The organism is Streptomyces sp., assembly GCF_031181555.1.
Lineage (GTDB): Bacteria > Actinomycetota > Actinomycetes > Streptomycetales > Streptomycetaceae > Streptomyces > Streptomyces fimbriatus.
In genome coordinates, this window is the sequence record NZ_JAPSKQ010000153.1 from 1 (window position 1) to 15,354 (window position 15,354).

The 15,354-nt window shown below is 73.9% G+C and carries 14 protein-coding genes; 4 read left to right on the forward strand and 10 right to left on the reverse strand.

Features of this window, described 5'->3' with window-relative positions:
- A partial coding sequence (locus tag RIM90_RS24960) for a GTP-binding protein (protein WP_309063003.1) occupies nt 1–490 on the reverse strand: 490 nt, incomplete at its 3' end.
- A 263-nt stretch (nt 491–753) separates the two neighbouring features.
- Here RIM90_RS24960 and rpsT point away from each other — a divergent pair.
- Nucleotides 754–1,020, forward strand: a complete 267-nt coding sequence (rpsT, locus tag RIM90_RS24965) for a 30S ribosomal protein S20 (RefSeq protein ID WP_309063004.1) — start codon at nt 754–756, stop codon at nt 1,018–1,020.
- A gap of 203 nt (nt 1,021–1,223) precedes the next feature.
- Here the strand turns inward: rpsT and RIM90_RS24970 are convergent, their stop codons facing one another.
- The 4 genes from RIM90_RS24970 to RIM90_RS24985 all read right to left on the reverse strand — a co-directional run bounded on the left by RIM90_RS24970 (nt 1,224) and on the right by RIM90_RS24985 (nt 3,915).
- On the reverse strand, nt 1,224–1,619 hold the full coding sequence (locus tag RIM90_RS24970) for a nuclear transport factor 2 family protein (RefSeq protein WP_309063005.1): 396 nt from the start codon (nt 1,617–1,619) through the stop codon (nt 1,224–1,226).
- Nucleotides 1,620–1,722: 103 nt separating this feature from the next.
- Nucleotides 1,723–2,712, reverse strand: a complete 990-nt coding sequence (holA, locus tag RIM90_RS24975) for a DNA polymerase III subunit delta (RefSeq protein ID WP_309063006.1) — start codon at nt 2,710–2,712, stop codon at nt 1,723–1,725.
- 94 nt (nt 2,713–2,806) lie between these two features.
- Nucleotides 2,807–3,052 (reverse strand): hypothetical protein, encoded by a 246-nt coding sequence (locus tag RIM90_RS24980; protein WP_309063007.1) that lies wholly within the window; start codon nt 3,050–3,052, stop codon nt 2,807–2,809.
- 23 nt (nt 3,053–3,075) lie between these two features.
- Nucleotides 3,076–3,915, reverse strand: coding sequence for an arylamine N-acetyltransferase (locus RIM90_RS24985; protein WP_309063008.1), 840 nt, complete (start codon nt 3,913–3,915; stop codon nt 3,076–3,078).
- Between the two features lie 170 nt (nt 3,916–4,085).
- On the opposite strand from RIM90_RS24985, the gene RIM90_RS24990 reads away from it, so the two are divergent.
- The 3 genes from RIM90_RS24990 (at nt 4,086) to RIM90_RS25000 (ending at nt 7,232) form a co-directional block, all read left to right on the forward strand.
- A complete protein-coding gene (locus tag RIM90_RS24990; RefSeq protein WP_309063009.1) occupies nt 4,086–5,471 on the forward strand; it encodes a PLP-dependent aminotransferase family protein in 1,386 nt (461 codons plus the stop codon).
- A gap of 108 nt (nt 5,472–5,579) precedes the next feature.
- Nucleotides 5,580–6,404 (forward strand): alpha/beta hydrolase, encoded by an 825-nt coding sequence (locus RIM90_RS24995; RefSeq protein ID WP_309063010.1) that lies wholly within the window; start codon nt 5,580–5,582, stop codon nt 6,402–6,404.
- A gap of 48 nt (nt 6,405–6,452) precedes the next feature.
- On the forward strand, nt 6,453–7,232 hold the full coding sequence (locus tag RIM90_RS25000; RefSeq protein ID WP_309063011.1) for a class I SAM-dependent methyltransferase: 780 nt from the start codon (nt 6,453–6,455) through the stop codon (nt 7,230–7,232).
- Nucleotides 7,233–7,326: 94 nt separating this feature from the next.
- Here RIM90_RS25000 and RIM90_RS25005 read toward each other — a convergent pair whose 3' ends face one another.
- The 5 genes from RIM90_RS25005 to leuS all read right to left on the reverse strand — a co-directional run.
- Nucleotides 7,327–9,951: a ComEC/Rec2 family competence protein gene (locus RIM90_RS25005; protein WP_309063012.1), complete on the reverse strand. Its 2,625-nt coding sequence runs from the start codon at nt 9,949–9,951 to the stop codon at nt 7,327–7,329.
- Nucleotides 9,948–11,096: a helix-hairpin-helix domain-containing protein gene (locus RIM90_RS25010; protein WP_375165544.1), complete on the reverse strand. Its 1,149-nt coding sequence runs from the start codon at nt 11,094–11,096 to the stop codon at nt 9,948–9,950. Before RIM90_RS25010 ends, RIM90_RS25005 begins: the two co-directional genes overlap by 4 nt.
- A gap of 131 nt (nt 11,097–11,227) precedes the next feature.
- Complete coding sequence (locus tag RIM90_RS25015) at nt 11,228–12,073, reverse strand: DegV family protein (protein WP_309063014.1); 846 nt, start codon at nt 12,071–12,073, stop codon at nt 11,228–11,230.
- Between the two features lie 116 nt (nt 12,074–12,189).
- Nucleotides 12,190–12,939, reverse strand: a complete 750-nt coding sequence (locus RIM90_RS25020; protein WP_309063015.1) for a hypothetical protein — start codon at nt 12,937–12,939, stop codon at nt 12,190–12,192.
- 214 nt (nt 12,940–13,153) lie between these two features.
- On the reverse strand, nt 13,154–15,354 hold a 2,201-nt coding region (leuS, locus tag RIM90_RS25025; RefSeq protein WP_309063016.1), incomplete at its 5' end, for a leucine--tRNA ligase.

Below are 15,354 nucleotides of genomic sequence, written 5' to 3' on the forward strand. Positions count from 1 at the left end.
GCTCCTCGGCGAACTTCTCCGGCTGCGCGGCCGGCAGGTCGATCTTGTTGAGCACCGGGATGATCGTGAGGTCGTTCTCCATCGCCAGGTACAGGTTGGCGAGGGTCTGCGCCTCGATGCCCTGGGCGGCGTCCACCAGCAGGATCGTGCCCTCGCAGGCGGCGAGCGACCGCGAGACCTCGTAGGTGAAGTCGACGTGCCCGGGGGTGTCGATCATGTTGAGGATGTGCGTGTTGCCCTTGTCGTGGGTGGGCGCCCACGGCAACCGCACCGCCTGGGACTTGATCGTGATGCCGCGCTCGCGCTCGATGTCCATGCGGTCGAGGTACTGAGCGCGCATCTGCCGCTGCTCGACCACACCGGTCAGCTGGAGCATCCGGTCGGCGAGCGTGGACTTGCCGTGGTCGATGTGCGCGATGATGCAGAAATTGCGGATCAGAGCCGGGTCGGTACGGCTCGGCTCGGGCACATGGCTAGGGATCGCGGGCACGCAGGGTCCTGATTCTTGAGGCGTCCGCATACGTGTGCTTGTCCGTCTGCGGTCTCGGGTCGGATCGATACGTAGCCTCCATGGTCCCACGGGTGGGGACCTGGGACGGGTTTGGGCCGCGGAACGGCCCGCTGGTAGTGTGGGGGGCTGTGTCTCATGCCCTCTCAGCGCGAGGCACGACCCAAGAAATCACCGGTAACTCATCGGTACGAATCCGTGCGGCACCCGTGCGGCCCCGTGCCAGAACCTGAAAAGGCTCATTCGTGGCGAACATCAAGTCCCAGATCAAGCGGAACAAGACCAACGAGAAGGCCCGGCTGCGCAACAAGGCCGTCAAGTCCTCTCTGAAGACCGCGATCCGCAAGGCCCGTGAGGCCGTTGCCGCGGGTGACGTCGAGAAGGCCACCGAGTACCAGCGCGCTGCCGCGCGTCAGCTCGACAAGGCCGTCTCCAAGGGCGTCATCCACAAGAACCAGGCCGCCAACAAGAAGTCGGCGCTGGCGCAGAAGGTCGCGGCCCTCAAGGGCTGATCACTTCCCTGATCTGACCTGATCGCCGGAAGGACCCGGGCGGGCCCTCTCTCATCCGCCCCCGACCGGCACCCCGAGCTCGTACGCGGCCTGCGTTCGCCACGCGGGTACGGGCTCACCGGTTTCAGCCGAGGACCCCGCCCCTCGCCCTTCCCCAGGGCGACGGGCGGGGTCTTCGCGTCCCCGGCGTCACGACCGGACCGCTACGACCAGAAGTCGTTCGCCACGTCGAGGTCCGCGACGCACTCGTCGAGGTCGGTGATCTTGTCCCCGACGATCCGGAAGACGATGCCTCCGTCCTCGTCCAGGTGCTTGCCCCGCCGGTCTGCCGTGACGTGGTGCAGGGACACCGCGTGGCCCCGGCCGTCGACGAGGACCTGACGCAACTCGACCCTGAACGTCCCGTCGGTCTCCTCACCGAGCCGCCGGTACATGTCGAGGATCGCGTCCTGCCCCTTGAAGTCGCCCGAGAGGATCCCGGTCCCGGGCATGTGGTGTGTGGCGTCCGCCGCCATCAGTCCGCGCAGGGTGTCCGTGTCCCCGCGCACGAAGGCCTCGTAGCCCTTGCGGACGAGCTGTGCGTTCGGGTGCTCAGCCATGTCGCTCGCCACCTCTCCGTACCTGGGCGACCTGCGGCTGACACGTCCGATTCTCCTCTCCGGGGAGCGGAGGGCGACTCGATCACGGACCGCGCGCCGGGTGCTACGCCCGCCCTCTCGACCGCGCCGCGCGCGCGATGGCGACGACCGCCTTCTCCAGCGCGTACTCGGGGTCGTCCCCGCCGCCCTTGACCCCCGCGTCGGCCTCGGCGACCGCCCGCAGCGCCACGGCCACGCCGTCCGGGGTCCAGCCGCGCATCTGCTGCCGCACCCGGTCGATCTTCCACGGCGGCATGCCCAGCTCACGGGCCAGGTCTCCCGGCCGGCCGCCGCGCGCCGACTGCAGCTTCCCGATGGCCCGCACGCCCTGGGCCAGCGCGCTGGTGATCAGCACCGGCGCCACCCCGGTCGCCAGTGACCAGCGCAGGGCCTCCAGCGCCTCCGCCGCGCGTCCCTCGACCGCCCGGTCGGCGACCGTGAAGCTCGATGCCTCGGCCCGCCCGGTGTAGTACCGCCCGACGACCACCTCGTCGATCGTCCCCTCGACGTCCGCGACCAGCTGGGACACCGCCGAGGCCAGCTCCCGCAGATCGCTGCCGATGGCGTCGACCAGCGCCTGGCACGCCTCCGGCGTGGCCGATCTCCCGGCGGTGCGGAACTCGCCCCGCACGAAGGCCAGCCGGTCCGCCGGCTTCGTCATCTTCGGGCACGCCACCTCCCGCGCCCCCGCCTTGCGCGCCGCGTCGAGCAGCCCCTTGCCCTTGGCGCCGCCCGCGTGCAGCAGCACCAGCGTGATCTCCTCGGCGGGCGCCCCGAGGTACGCCTTCACGTCCTTGACGGTGTCGGCCGACAGATCCTGCGCGTCTCGCACGACCACGACCTTGCGCTCCGCGAAGAGCGACGGGCTCGTCAGCTCGGCGAGGGTGCCGGGCTGGAGCTGGTCCGGGGTCAGGTCACGGACGTCCGTGTCGGCGTCGGTGGCCTTCGCGGCGGCCACCACCTCCCGCACGGCACGGTCGAGCAGCAGGTCCTCCTGGCCCACGGCGAGCGTCACGGGGGCGAGAGGGTCGTCAGAAGCGGTCTTCCTGGCCATCGCGACAAGCATCCCACGGACCACCGACAACACCCCCGGACGGCTCCGCGCCGCTCCCGGCCCTCCGGTGGCCCCGGCTCCGCTTCCGGTCCTCCTACGGATCCTCCCGCCAGCCCTCCCACTCCGCCGCGAACTCGTTCAGCTCCTCGGCGTCCAGCCGCCCGGACTCGTCCCGCAGGACGACGAGCCACTGCGCGTCCTCCGCGTCGTCCTCACCGGCCAGCGCGTCCCGCACCAGCTGCGGCTCCTCCTCCACGCCGAACCGTTCCCCGAGGGCCTGGGCCGCCTCCTCGGCGGCATCACGGTCGGGCAGCACCAGCACATGTCGCACATCACTCACGTGCGCCATTGTCCGGCACGGGGTCAGGCCCCGGGTCCGGTGCCCCGCACGGTCGGCACCGTCTCCTGCCTGATCCCGAACCGGTCCCGGTACACCGCGAGCACCTCCTCGTCCGCCCCCAGCACCCGCTCCTCGCGCGTCCCGTCCGGCGCCGTGACCGTGAACCGCCGGCCGCTGAGCGTGATCCTCCCGCCGTCCTCGGTGATCCGCGAGCAGACCAGCGACCGGGTGAAGTGCGAGGCCGGCGACGTGCTGTGCCACCACGCGCCGACCGTGAAGTCGCCGAGCGCCCGCGGCCGCACCTCCAGGCGGTACACCGGCCGCCCGTTCCGGCTCACGTCCAGGTCCGCGGCCTCCACCGCCTCGTGCCCGCCGCGCACCCCGGCCGCGTCGGCACCCGCCTCGGCGATCCGGAACGTGCCCCCGGGATCCTCCTGCTCCCCCCGCTCCCCGAACGCCAGCGGCAGATGACAGTGCGCGCCGAAGCCCACATCGGCCAGCCAGTCGCCCCCGTCCACCGTCCGCACCCGCAGCGCCATGTGGTCGTACGGGATCCCGAGCCGGCCCCCGTCGCCGTACACCCGCGCCGCGAGCAGCGTGACGTCGAAACCGAGCGCGGCGAGCAACGCGCCGAAGGCACCGTTGAGTTCGTAGCAGAACCCGCCCCGCCGCTCCCCCACCACCTTGTCCAGCAGCCGCTTCTCGTCCAGCACGATCTCCTCGCCGAGGTGGAGGGAGAGGTTCTCGAACGGCACGGTCCGCAGATGCCGCAGGTGCAGGTCGCGCAGCACGTCCGTGGTGGGTGAGGCGGGGTGCTCGGCGCCCAGGCGGCGCAGGTAGGCGTCTTTCCGCGTTGCGTCCATGCCCTCAGTGTGGCGCGAGTCGCAACTCCCCGCCGGGCATCGCCCCCTTGGCCGGCCGCCGGCGCCTTCGACGGCTGCCCGGCTGCGGCTGCGGCTGCGGCTGCGGCTGCGGCTGCGGCTGCGGCTGCGGGGTACGCTCTCCGGTCCCCGAGTGGCAGAGGAGCCGGTTCGTGCACGACTACCAGCGGATCGCCGACCGGATCGCCGCCGACATCCTCAGCGGTCGGCTCAAGCCCGGCCAACGGCTGCCCCCGCAGCGGTCCTTCGCGCGCCGCCGCGGGATCGCCGCGTCGACGGCCGGCCGCGTCTACGCCGAACTCGTCCGGCGCGGACTGGTGGTCGGCGAAGTCGGCCGCGGCACGTTCGTGCGCGCCGCGCCCGTGCCGTCCGGCCGGGCACTCACCGAACCCGCCACCACCGCCCCGGTCAACCTGGAGCTCAACTACCCGACGGCACCGGATCAGGCCGGCCTCCTCGCCCCCGCCCTGGCACCGCTGCTGCGCCCGGACGTGCTGGCCGAGGCGACCCGCACCGCCCCGGCCACGGGCACGCCGGCCGCTCGGGAGGCGGCTGCCGGACTGCTGGCGACGGCCGGGTGGCAGCCCGCCGCCGACCAGGTCCTCTTCAGCGGAAACGCCCGCCAGGCGATCGCCGGCGCGCTGGCCGCGCTGGTCCGGCCGGGCGGCCGGGTGGGGATCGACGCCCTGACCTATCCCCTGGTCAAGGAGATAGCGGCCCGGCTCGGCGTGACCCTGGTCCCCCTCGCCGGTGACGCCGACGGCATCCGTCCCGACTCCGTCGCCGCGGCCCATCGCACGGCGCCGCTCTCCGCCCTGTACCTGCAACCGACCCTGCACAACCCGACGTCGGCGACCATGCCGGCCGACCGCCGTCGGCAACTGGCCGCCGACCTGCGCCGATGGGAGCTTCCGGTCGTCGAGGACCGCATCTGGTCCTTCCTCTCGGACGAGACAGAGCCCTTCGCGGCCCTCGCCCCCGAGCTCACCTACGTGGTCGACGGGCTGTCCAAACGGGTCGCACCGGGCCTCACCGTCGGCTTCCTCGTCGTCCCCGAGGGACGGACCGAGCAGGCGGGCGGGGCACTGCGCTCGGGCGGCTGGACGGCGGGGCGCTTCGCGCTCGAAGCGGCCCTGCGGTGGATGACGGACGGAACCGTCGCCCGGTTGGTGACGGCCAAGCGCGCCGACGCCGCACGGCGCCAGCGGCTGGTCGCCGAGCACCTGCGGGACTTCGCCGTCCGCGCCGACCCGCGGTCGTACTACACCTGGTGGCGCCTGCCCGCGCCGTGGCGGGCGGACACCTTCACCGCGGCCGCGGCCGCCCGCGGCATCGCGGTGACACCCGGACCGTCCTTCGCGGTGCCGGTGACCGGACCGGTGCCGGCCCGGTCACCGGGCCCTCCCGCGTCCGGCGCCGCCGACTGCGTCAGGCTCGGGCTGGCGTCGGCACCGCCCGAGGCGCTCGATCAGGCCCTGCGGACGCTCGCCTCCCTCGCGCGCGGCACGCCGCACGGGACCGGCGGGCTCCCGTCCTGATGCCTGGTGCCTGATACCTGGTGCCCGATGCCGCACCAGGACGCCGCATTGCACCGAGAGCAATGTTTTGATTGCACCGAGGAGTGGCGCGCTTCTAGGGTCGACCGCATGGCACCCTGTCTCGCACACCGGGACGAGGGGGACGCGAGTGCCTCCGCGCTGCCCCTCGTCCTCGTCCACGGCCATCCCTTCGACCACACCATGTGGGCACCGCAGATCGCCGCCTTCTCGCCCGGGCGCCGGGTGATCGCACCCGACCTGCGCGGCTACGGCGCGTCGCCCGTCACTCCGGGCGTCACGGCGTTGTCCGTGTTCGCCGCCGACATCGAGGAACTGCTCGACACCCTGAGCGTGGAGCAGTGCGTCCTCGGCGGGCTGTCGATGGGCGGGCAGATCGTCATGGAGTGCTACGCCCGCTTCCCGGAGCGCATCCGCGGCCTGCTGCTCGCCGACACCTTCGCCGCACCCGAGACCCCGGAGGGACGCACGGCCCGTAACGACACGGCGGACCGGCTGCTGCGCGAGGGCATGCGGGGCTACGCCGACGAGGTGCTGTACAAGATGGTCGCGCCCCACGCGCCCCCGGCCGTCGCGGCACACGTCCACCGCATGATGACCCGCACCGACCCGCGGGGCGCCGCGGCGGCCCTGCGCGGCCGTGCCGAACGGCCCGACTACCGCCCGCTGCTGACCCGGGTCGCGGTGCCCGCACTGGTCGTCGTCGGAGCCGAGGACGAGTACACCCCCGTCAGCGATGCCGAGTCGCTGCACGGCCTCCTCCCCGACTCCACCCTCGTCGTCGTCGACGGGGCGGCCCACCTGCCCAACCTGGAACGCGCCGACGTGTTCGACGCGGCTCTGGCGGACTTCCTGCGACGACTCGACGCCGCGGCCGGCCGGTCGTCGGCCGGCACGAGCGCATCGGCCGGCTGAACGTCCCGCTCCGCCACCGGAACGACCGGACGAAAAGGGATCCCGCCCATGACCACCGCCTTGGACCACTACGACCGGCTGCTCGCCGAGCACTACACCTGGATGCTGGGAGGCGATGTCGCCGCTCTCGCCTCCGAACAGGCCCGTCTACTGGACGGATGGGGGATACGGCCGGGCCCCGCCGGAACCCGTGCCGTCGATCTCGGCTGCGGTCCGGGACCGCAGAGCCTGGCCCTGGCCGAACTGGGCTTCTCCCCGGTCCTGGCGGTCGACGCCAACAGGGCCCTCCTGGACGAGCTGTCGCACCACGCGCGGGACGCCGTCCGCCCGCTGCACGCCGACATCCGCGGAGTGCTGCCCGAGCACACCCGCCCCGGCAGCCTGGGCGCGGTGGTGTGCATGGGCGACACGCTCACCCATCTGCCCCGCGCCCAGGACGTGACCGAACTGATCGGGGACGCCGCCGTCGGCCTCGCCGAGGGCGGCCGGCTCGTCCTCGCCCACCGCGACCTGACCGCACCGCTCACCGGAGAGGCCCGGTTCCTGCCCGTACGCGCCACCCGGGACCGGATCATGACCTGCTTCCTGGAGTACGGCGACGAGACCGTCACGGTCCATGACCTCATCCACACCCGTACCGGTGACACCTGGCGACTGCGCACCGGCAGCTACCCGAAACTGCGCCTCGGCTCCGCCTGGGTCGCCGCACAGTGCCGGGCCGCCGGTCTGCGCGTCACGCACGACGCCCCGGGGCCGCGCGGACTCCATGTGATCATCGCGGTCAAGGAGGCCGGGACGGCCGCGCCGCGCCGCCGGGCCGGTCCGTGACGCCCCGCCCCGCCCCGGGGAGCGGCGGGCGGCAGGCGGCAGGCGGCAGGCGGCAGGCGGCAGGCGGCAGGCGGGGGGACGCGAGCGGGGGACGTCAGTTCCGCGCCACCGACAGCTCGCCGCTTCCCTCCTCTCCGCCGACCACCGCCAGCGCCCCGTCCCGGTCCGTCCGCAGCACCGCCGCTCCCCCGGCCCGCAGCGCGGCGAGCGTGCTCGGGGCGGGATGTCCGTACGAGTTGTCCTTCCCCGCCGACACCAGCGCCAGCCGCGGCGCCGCCCGCCGTATCAGTTCCGGGTCCTGGTAGGCCGAGCCGTGGTGGGCGACCTTCAGCACGTCCACGTCCGCCAGCGCCCGGCCCGCCGGTGACCTCGCCAGGGCCCGCTGGGCCGGGGGTTCCAGGTCCCCGAGCAGCAGCAGGCGCAGCCCTCCGGTCCGGACGAGCATGGCCACGCTGGCGTCGTTCGGCCCCTCCGGCACGGGCGGCGACGGGTGCGGGCGCGTGCCCGGCGCCGCCGGTGGCGTCACCGGCGGCGGCCACACCACCTCCCAGGACAACTCCCCCGTGCGCCGCCGCTCCCCGGCGACGGCACGCGTCACCGGGACACGCTCGGCCGCCGCGAGTCTCCGTACGGAAGCGGCCTGGTCGGCGGGTTCCTCGAAGCCCGTCGTCCCGATCGCGCCCACCGAGCGTCCGCGCAGGACCCCGGACAGGCCCGCCACGTGGTCGGCGTGGAAGTGGGTCAGGACGACGAGGGGGATCCTGGTGATGCCCAGGGAGCGCAGACAGCGGTCCACGAGGGCCGGGTCGGGCCCGGCGTCCACGACCACACCGGTGCCTTCGCCCGCCGCCAGCACCATCGCGTCGCCCTGCCCCACGTCGCACATCACCATCCGCCAGCCCGGCGGCGGCCAGCCCGTGATCACCCGGGTCAGCGGCGGCGGCTGCACCACGGCCACGACCAGCAGCAGCGCGCAGACACCGCACCACCAGGGGTGTCCCAGCAGCCGCCGTCCGATGAGCAGCGCGGCCAGGGTGACCGCACCGAGCGCCGCCGCCCCGGCCCAGCTGCCGGGCCAGTCCACCCCGGCACCGGGCAGCGCCGCCCCGGTCCGGGCGACCTGCGCGATCCACTCCACCGGCCAGCTCGCGCACCATGCCAGCGCCTTCGCGACCGGCATCGCGAACGGTGCCGTGGCCAGCGCCACGAAGCCCAGCACCGTGGCCGGCGCGAGCGCGAACTCCGCGAGCAGATTGCACGGCACCGCCACCAGGCTCACCCGCGCCGCGAGCACGGCGACCACCGGCGCGCACAGCGCCTGGGCGGCACCCGCGGCGGCCAGCGCCTCCGCGAGCCGGGGCGGCACCCCGCGCCGCCGCAGTCCCGCGCTCCAGCGCGGCGCGAGCGTGAGCAGGGCTCCGGTGGCCAGCACGGAGAGCAGGAAGCCGTAACTGCGGGCCAGCCACGGGTCGAGGAGCACCAGGAGCAGGACGGCCGTCGCCAGGGCCGGGATCAGCGATCTGCGGCGGCCGGTGGCGAGCGCGAGCAGCGCGACGGATCCGCAGGCGGCGGCCCGCAGCACGCTGGGATCCGGCCGGCACACGACGACGAAGCCGAGGGACAGCGCCCCGCCCAGCAGCGCCGTCGCCCGCAGGGAGATGCCGAGCCGGGGCGCGAGACCGCGACGCTCCACGCGCTGCGCCAGGCCGGGCGGGCCGAGGAGCAGGGCGAGGAGGATGGTGAAGTTGGCGCCGGAGACGGCGAGCGTGTGCGTGAGGTCGGTCTCCCTGAACGCTTCGTCCAGCTCCGGTGTGACCCGGGAGGTGTCGCCCACGACCAGCCCCGGCAGCAGCGCCCGCGCGTCCGCCGGCAGCCCGTCGGTCGCCTCCCGCAGTCCGGCCCGCAGTCGCCCCGCCAGTCGCTGCGGTCCCGACGGCCGCCCCACGATCTCCGGTCCGTCCCTGTCCCTCACGCGCAGCACGGCCGCGACCCGGTCGCCGCCCGCCGTCGCGGGAGCGAGCCGCGCCTCGACCCGCAGCCGGGTGGAGGGCAGGAGCCCGAGCCAAGGGGAACGCTCAGCGCCGGGTCCGCCCGGGGCGGCTCGCGGGACCGGACGCGCGTCGACGATCACCAGCACCGGCGTCCGGGTCACCGCCGCCACTGTGCCGGGCCTCTCCACGCGCCGCACGTCGGCCTCGATCAGTACGGCCGTCGGCGCCGGGTGAGGGCCGCCGACCCCGGGACGGGTGAGCCGGGGGTCGGCGGTGATCTCGAGCTCGGCGGTCACCGGGGCGTACTCCCGGGCCAGCGCCGGCACCGGGCCGCGCCGCAGATCCGCACCGTGCAGGCCCGCGGAGCCGGCGGCAGCGGCGATGCAGAGCAGCACGGCAACGCCGGACGCCGGGGACGAGGGGCGGACGGCGGCCCGTCGCCGCCCTGCCCCACGGCACCGCCCGCGCCCCAGCACGAGGAGGAGACCGGTCGCCGCCAGGGAAACGGTCACCGCGCCCACCACCCGGCCGGGCGGGGCGTGCAGCATCACCGCCGCCGTGGCCCAGGCCGCGAGCGCGGGCGGCACGAGCCGGAGGTCCGTCGGTGCCTCCTGGCGCGGGTGCGCGGCTCCGAGGCGCTGTCCGGACGCGGCGTGGACGGGCTGCCGGGTGGCGGGCTCCGCGGACCGGGAGCCCGTCGGCGGCACCGGGTCCGTGTCGTTCGTCATGGCCGTACCAGATCGCGCAGGTCCGCGAAGCGGCGGTCGCCGATGCCGTTGACCTCGCGCAGTTCGTCCACGGAACGGAAACCGCCGTGCCGGGTGCGGTAGTCGATGATGTGCTGGGCCAGTACGGGGCCGACCCCCGGCAGGGCGTCGAGCTGGTCCGGCGTGGCGGTGTTGAGGGACACCGGTGTCGCGGGCCCGGTGCCCGTCGACGCACCGGCCGTACTGCCGGAAGCCGCGGTGCCCCCTCCCGCGACCGGCCCCGCGACCGGTGCCGGGCCTCCGACGACCACCTGCTCCCCGTCCACCAGGAACCGGGCGCGGTTGAGGCCGTCGGTCTTCGTTCCGGGCCGCACTCCGCCCGCCGCCCGCAGCGCGTCCTCGACCCGTGAACCGGCCGGCAGACGATGGACCCCGGGGTCGCGCACCTTGCCGCTGACGTCGACCACGATCCCGGGCCCCGCCGAACCGCCGGCCTCCACCGCCCCGGCCGACGCGCCCGGTCCGCTCCCCTCCCGGCCGGCTTCGCCCTTTCCCCGCTCCTCGTGGGGCGCGGCCGCCCGCACCACCTCCGGCGCCCGCACCGGCTGGGTCCGCCCGGACCAGAAGTGCTGCACGGCGAACCCCACGGCGACCACGAGCAGCACCGACAGCGCGACCACGCTCCGCCGTTCCAGCCCGCACCGCGCCTGTACCCACAGCGGCAACCGCTCCCGCAGCGCGAGCCCGAGCCGCTCCCGGCGCCGGACCTCTCCACTCACCGGACGCACCGGATCGGGCACTCCCCCGGGCGGCCTCCGGTCCACGCCGTCCACGCCGTCCGCCGCGTCCTCCGTCGCGACCGCGCCCCCGCCGGGTCGCACCGGCGGGAGATCCGCCGCCGCACGGTCCACGACCCACCTCGGAACGCGCCCGGCCCTTCTGCCGCCCCTGGCGCCGCCGTTGCCGCCCTCGCCGAACAGCGCCTCCGCCCGCCGGCGGAGTTCCTCCGCCGACACGTGGCGCTCTCGGTGTCCGTGCCGGTGTCCCTGCCGCACCCCTCCCCGGGGCGAGGCCGGCCGGCGATGACGTGCGCGCCCGTCGGACGCGGGGCCGCGGCCCGGGCCGCTGGTCGCCGTCGCTGTGCGTGAACGTGGTCGAAGTGCCATGCGAGGAGGATCGGGCAACCCGCCGCATCCTCGTTGATCTTGCTCGGTTTCCGGGGACTACCGCCCGGTTGTGGACAACTCCGTCACCCGTGTGAACCCGCCGCCCACGCGGTCGGCCGCCCCGTCCCGCCTCATCGCGCCGAGACCACGACCCCCAGCAACCCGGGCCCCGTGTGCGCCCCGATCACCGCCCCCACCTCGCTGACGTGCAGGTCGGCCAGCCCCGGCACCCGGGCCCGCAGCCGGTCCGCGAGGGCCGACGCGCGGTCCGGGGCGGCGAGGTGGTGGACGGCGATGTCGACCTCGGCACCGCCCGCCCGTTCGGCCGCGATCTCCTCCAGACGGGCGATCGCCTTGGACGCGGTGCGGACCTTCTCCAGGGGTTCGATACGGCCGCCCGCCAGCTGCAGCAGCGGCTTCACCGCGAGCGCCGAGCCCAGCAGGGCCTGCGCGGCGCCGATGCGGCCGCCACGGCGCAGATAGTCCAGGGTGTCGACGTAGAAGTAGGCGGAGGTGTCCGCCGCCCGTTTCTCGGCGGCGGTGACCGCCTCGTCCACCGTGCCGCCCGCCTCCGCGCTCTCGGCCGCGGCCAGCGCGCAGAACCCGAGGGCCATCGCGATCATGCCGGTGTCCACCACCCGCACCGGCACCGGCGCCCCGCGCGCCGCGACGACCGCCGCGTCGTAGGTGCCGGAGAGTTCGGCGGAGAGGTGGAGGGAGACGATGCCGGTGGCACCCGACTCGGCGACCTTGCGGTAGGTCTCGGCGAAGACCTCGGGGCCGGGCCGCGAGGTCGTGACCGGGCGCCGCTTCTGCAAAGCCTGGGCGAGGGAGCGGGTGGAGATCTCGGTGCCCTCTTCGAGCGCGCGGTCGCCGAGGACCACGGTCAGCGGTACCGCCGTGATGCCGTGCCGCTCCATCGTCCGGGCCGGCAGGTAGGCCGTTGAATCGGTGACGATCGCGACATGGCGGGACATGAGCTGGAGGTTACCTGGCGTAGTGCCCGCATGGCAGCCCGGCCCCACGGCCGGTTCGGCCGTGGGGCCGGGTCAAGTGGTGCTCGGGCGGTGCTCGGGCAGTACTCGAACGGTGCTCAAGTGGTGCTCTCGGGGCGGGGCTTCTTCTGCCAGGGGTAGGTGGGGCGCGGTCCGGGCGGTGGGATGGCGGGCCTCACCGGATCGGGCTCCGGCTGCGACGCGGCCGACTGCGGCGTTTCCGGCCGGGTGGGACGGGCCGTCGGGGTGTCGGCGGCGGGTGCTTCGGGCCAGGGCGCGGGCTGGGGCTCGGACCGCTGGTCCGTGGTCGTCCAGTGCCGCAGGGCACCGGCCTCCATGTCGATCTGCGCGCTCAGCGAGTCCAGGTCGTCGTCCGCGAAGCGGCGGGCGCGGTCGCGGGCCGCCCAGCGCAGGGAGTCCGCCGACTGCGTGATGCGCTCGGTGCGTTCGCGCAGCCCGGGCAGCCGCTCGGCGAGCGTGGCACGGTCCGGTTCGGACTCCAGGCGCCTGAGTTCGCCGTCCAGTTCGTGTCCGTGCGCGCTGAGCCGCTGGAAGAGGGCGAGGGACTCCTTGAGGGACTCGTCCTCGGCGACGGCCGCCTCCAGCGCGTCCTGGGTGGCGCGCATGGAGGTGCGCAGTTCGAGCCGGAGCCCGGCGATCTCACCGGCCGGGCCGGGACGGCCGAGGGACTTGGCCTTCAGTGTGTGGTCCTCGACCGTGCGTCGGGCCTGGGTGAGGTGGCGGTCGGCACTGCGCTTGGCCGCGCCGACGACCTTCACCGTGGCGTAGGCACCGAGCACGAGAAAGACCACGAAGAGCAGGGCGAACACTGCGATCACTGCTTCCACGAGGCTCCTCCTCCGGGCCCTTCGGCCTGTCCCGGCACGCTCCGCGCCGCTCTTCAACGGTAAACGCAGCGGGCAGGTCCGGAGTTCCTGCGAAACCCCGAACCTGCCCGTAGGGGACTACCCCGACCTGGGACGTCACACCCTGCGCGACCCCACCGGACGGCGCGGATCACCCCGGACGATCACTCCGTGACGCCGCGCCGACCGGCGTGCGTCACGCCGGGACGATGTTCACCAGCTTGGGCGCCCGGACGATCACCTTGCGGATGCCGGCCCCGTCCAGCGCGGCGACGACCTTCTCGTCGGCCAGCGCGATCTTCTCCAGCTCGTCCTCGGAGATGCCCGGCGGCACCTCCAGCCGCGCCTTGACCTTGCCCTTGATCTGCACGACGCAGGTCACGGTCTCGTCGACCACGTACGCCGGGTCGGCGACCGGGAAGTCCTGGTGGACGACCGAGTCGGTGTGCCCCAGCCTGCGCCACAGTTCCTCGGCGATGTGCGGGGCCAGCGGCGCGACCATCAGCACCAGGGACTCGGCGACGGAGCGCGGGACCGCTCCCCCCCGCTTGGTCAGGTGGTTGTTCAGCTCGGTGACCTTGGCGATGGCGGTGTTGAAGCGCATGCCCTCCAGGTCACCGCGCACGCCGTCGATCGCCTTGTGCAGGGCGCGCAGGGTGTCCTCGTCGATGTCGGCGTCCTCGACGTCGACGACGGTGACCTCGCCGGTCGCCTCGTCGACGATGTTGCGCCACAGTCGCTGCAGCAGCCGGAACTGACCGACCACCGCGCGGGTGTCCCAGGGGCGCGACACGTCCAGCGGGCCCATCGCCATCTCGTACAGGCGCAGCGTGTCGGCCCCGTACTCGGCGCAGATCTCGTCCGGGGTGACCGCGTTCTTCAGGGACTTGCCCATCTTGCCCAGCAGCCGGGAGACCTTCTCGCCCTGGTAGTAGTAGGCGCCGTCGCGCTCCTCCACCTCGGCGGCCGGCACGGCGATGCCCCGGCTGTCGCGGTAGACGTAGGCCTGGATCATGCCCTGGTTGAACAGCTTGTGGAACGGCTCCGCCGACGACACGTGGCCCAGGTCGTACAGCACCTTGGACCAGAAGCGCGCGTACAGCAGGTGCAGCACGGCGTGCTCGGCGCCGCCGACGTACAGGTCGACGCCGCCGTGCGGCATGCCCTCGCGCGGGCCCATCCAGTACCGCTCGACGGCCGGGTCGACCAGCTTCTCGGAGTTGTGCGGGTCCAGGTAGCGCAGCTCGTACCAGCAGGAACCGGCCCAGTTGGGCATGGTGTTGGTCTCGCGGCGGTACTTCTTCGGTCCGTCGCCCAGGTCCAGGGTGACGTTGACCCAGTCCTCGTTGCGCGACAGCGGCGTCTCGGGCTGGGTGTCCGCGTCGTCCGGGTCGAAGGTGCGCGGCGAGTAGTCCTCGACCTCGGGCAGCTCCAGCGGCAGCATCGACTCGGGCAGGGCGTGGGCGATGCCGTCCTCGTCGTAGACGATCGGGAAGGGCTCGCCCCAGTAGCGCTGGCGGCTGAACAGCCAGTCGCGCAGCCGGAAGTTGACGGTGCCCTCGCCGTAGCCCCTGCTCTCCAGCCACTCGGTGATGCGCGCCTTGGCCTCGACGACGCCCAGGCCGTCCAGGGAGACGTCCGCACCGGTGGAGTTCACGATCTTCGCGTCGTACGACACGAAGGCGTCGTCCCACGTGGCCGGGTCCGTGCCCCGGTCGTCGGTCGGCTCGACCACGCAGCGGATCGGCAGTTCGAAGGCGCGCGCGAACGCGAAGTCACGGCTGTCGTGGCCCGGCACTGCCATGATCGCGCCGGTGCCGTAGCCCATCAGGACGTAGTCGGCGACGAAGACGGGCACCTGCTCGCCGTTGACCGGGTTGGTGGCGTACGCGCCGGTGAAGACGCCGGTCTTGTCCTTGGCCTCGGCCTGCCGCTCGACGTCGGACTTCGAGGCGGCCTGCGCGCGGTACGCGGCGACGGCCTCGGCCGGGGTGGCGTGGCCGCCGGTCCACACCTCGTGGGTGCCCTCGGGCCAGGCCTCCGGGGTGAACTTCTCCACCAGCGGGTGCTCGGGCGCCAGCACCATGTAGGTCGCGCCGAACAGGGTGTCGGGGCGCGTGGTGAAGACGGTGATGCGCTCGCCGTCGATGGGGAAGTCGACGCGGGCGCCCTCCGAGCGGCCGATCCAGTTGCGCTGCTGCAGCTTGATGGCCTCGGGCCAGTCCAGCGCGTCCAGGTCCTCCAGCAGCCGGTCGGCGTACGCGGTGATCCGCATGTTCCACTGGCGCAGCTTGGCCTTGAAGACGGGGAAGTTGCCGCGCTCGGAGCGGCCCTCGGCGGTGACCTCCTCGTTGGCCAGCACGGTGCCCAGGCCGGGGCACCAGTTGACGGGCGCGT

What these genes read in the sequence shown, in the direction of transcription:
- RIM90_RS24970 (WP_309063005.1), bottom strand. Translation starts at nt 1,619, where the DNA reads ATGGCTGAGCACCCGAACGCACAGCTCGTCCGCAAGGGCTACGAGGCC.
- holA (WP_309063006.1), bottom strand. Translation starts at nt 2,712, where the DNA reads ATGGCCAGGAAGACCGCTTCTGACGACCCTCTCGCCCCCGTGACGCTC.
- RIM90_RS24985 (WP_309063008.1), bottom strand. Translation starts at nt 3,915, where the DNA reads ATGGACGCAACGCGGAAAGACGCCTACCTGCGCCGCCTGGGCGCCGAG.
- RIM90_RS24995 (WP_309063010.1), top strand. Translation starts at nt 5,580, where the DNA reads ATGGCACCCTGTCTCGCACACCGGGACGAGGGGGACGCGAGTGCCTCC.
- RIM90_RS25000 (WP_309063011.1), top strand. Translation starts at nt 6,453, where the DNA reads ATGACCACCGCCTTGGACCACTACGACCGGCTGCTCGCCGAGCACTAC.
- RIM90_RS25005 (WP_309063012.1), bottom strand. Translation starts at nt 9,951, where the DNA reads ATGACGAACGACACGGACCCGGTGCCGCCGACGGGCTCCCGGTCCGCG.
- RIM90_RS25010 (WP_375165544.1), bottom strand. Translation starts at nt 11,096, where the DNA reads ATGGCACTTCGACCACGTTCACGCACAGCGACGGCGACCAGCGGCCCG.
- RIM90_RS25015 (WP_309063014.1), bottom strand. Translation starts at nt 12,073, where the DNA reads ATGTCCCGCCATGTCGCGATCGTCACCGATTCAACGGCCTACCTGCCG.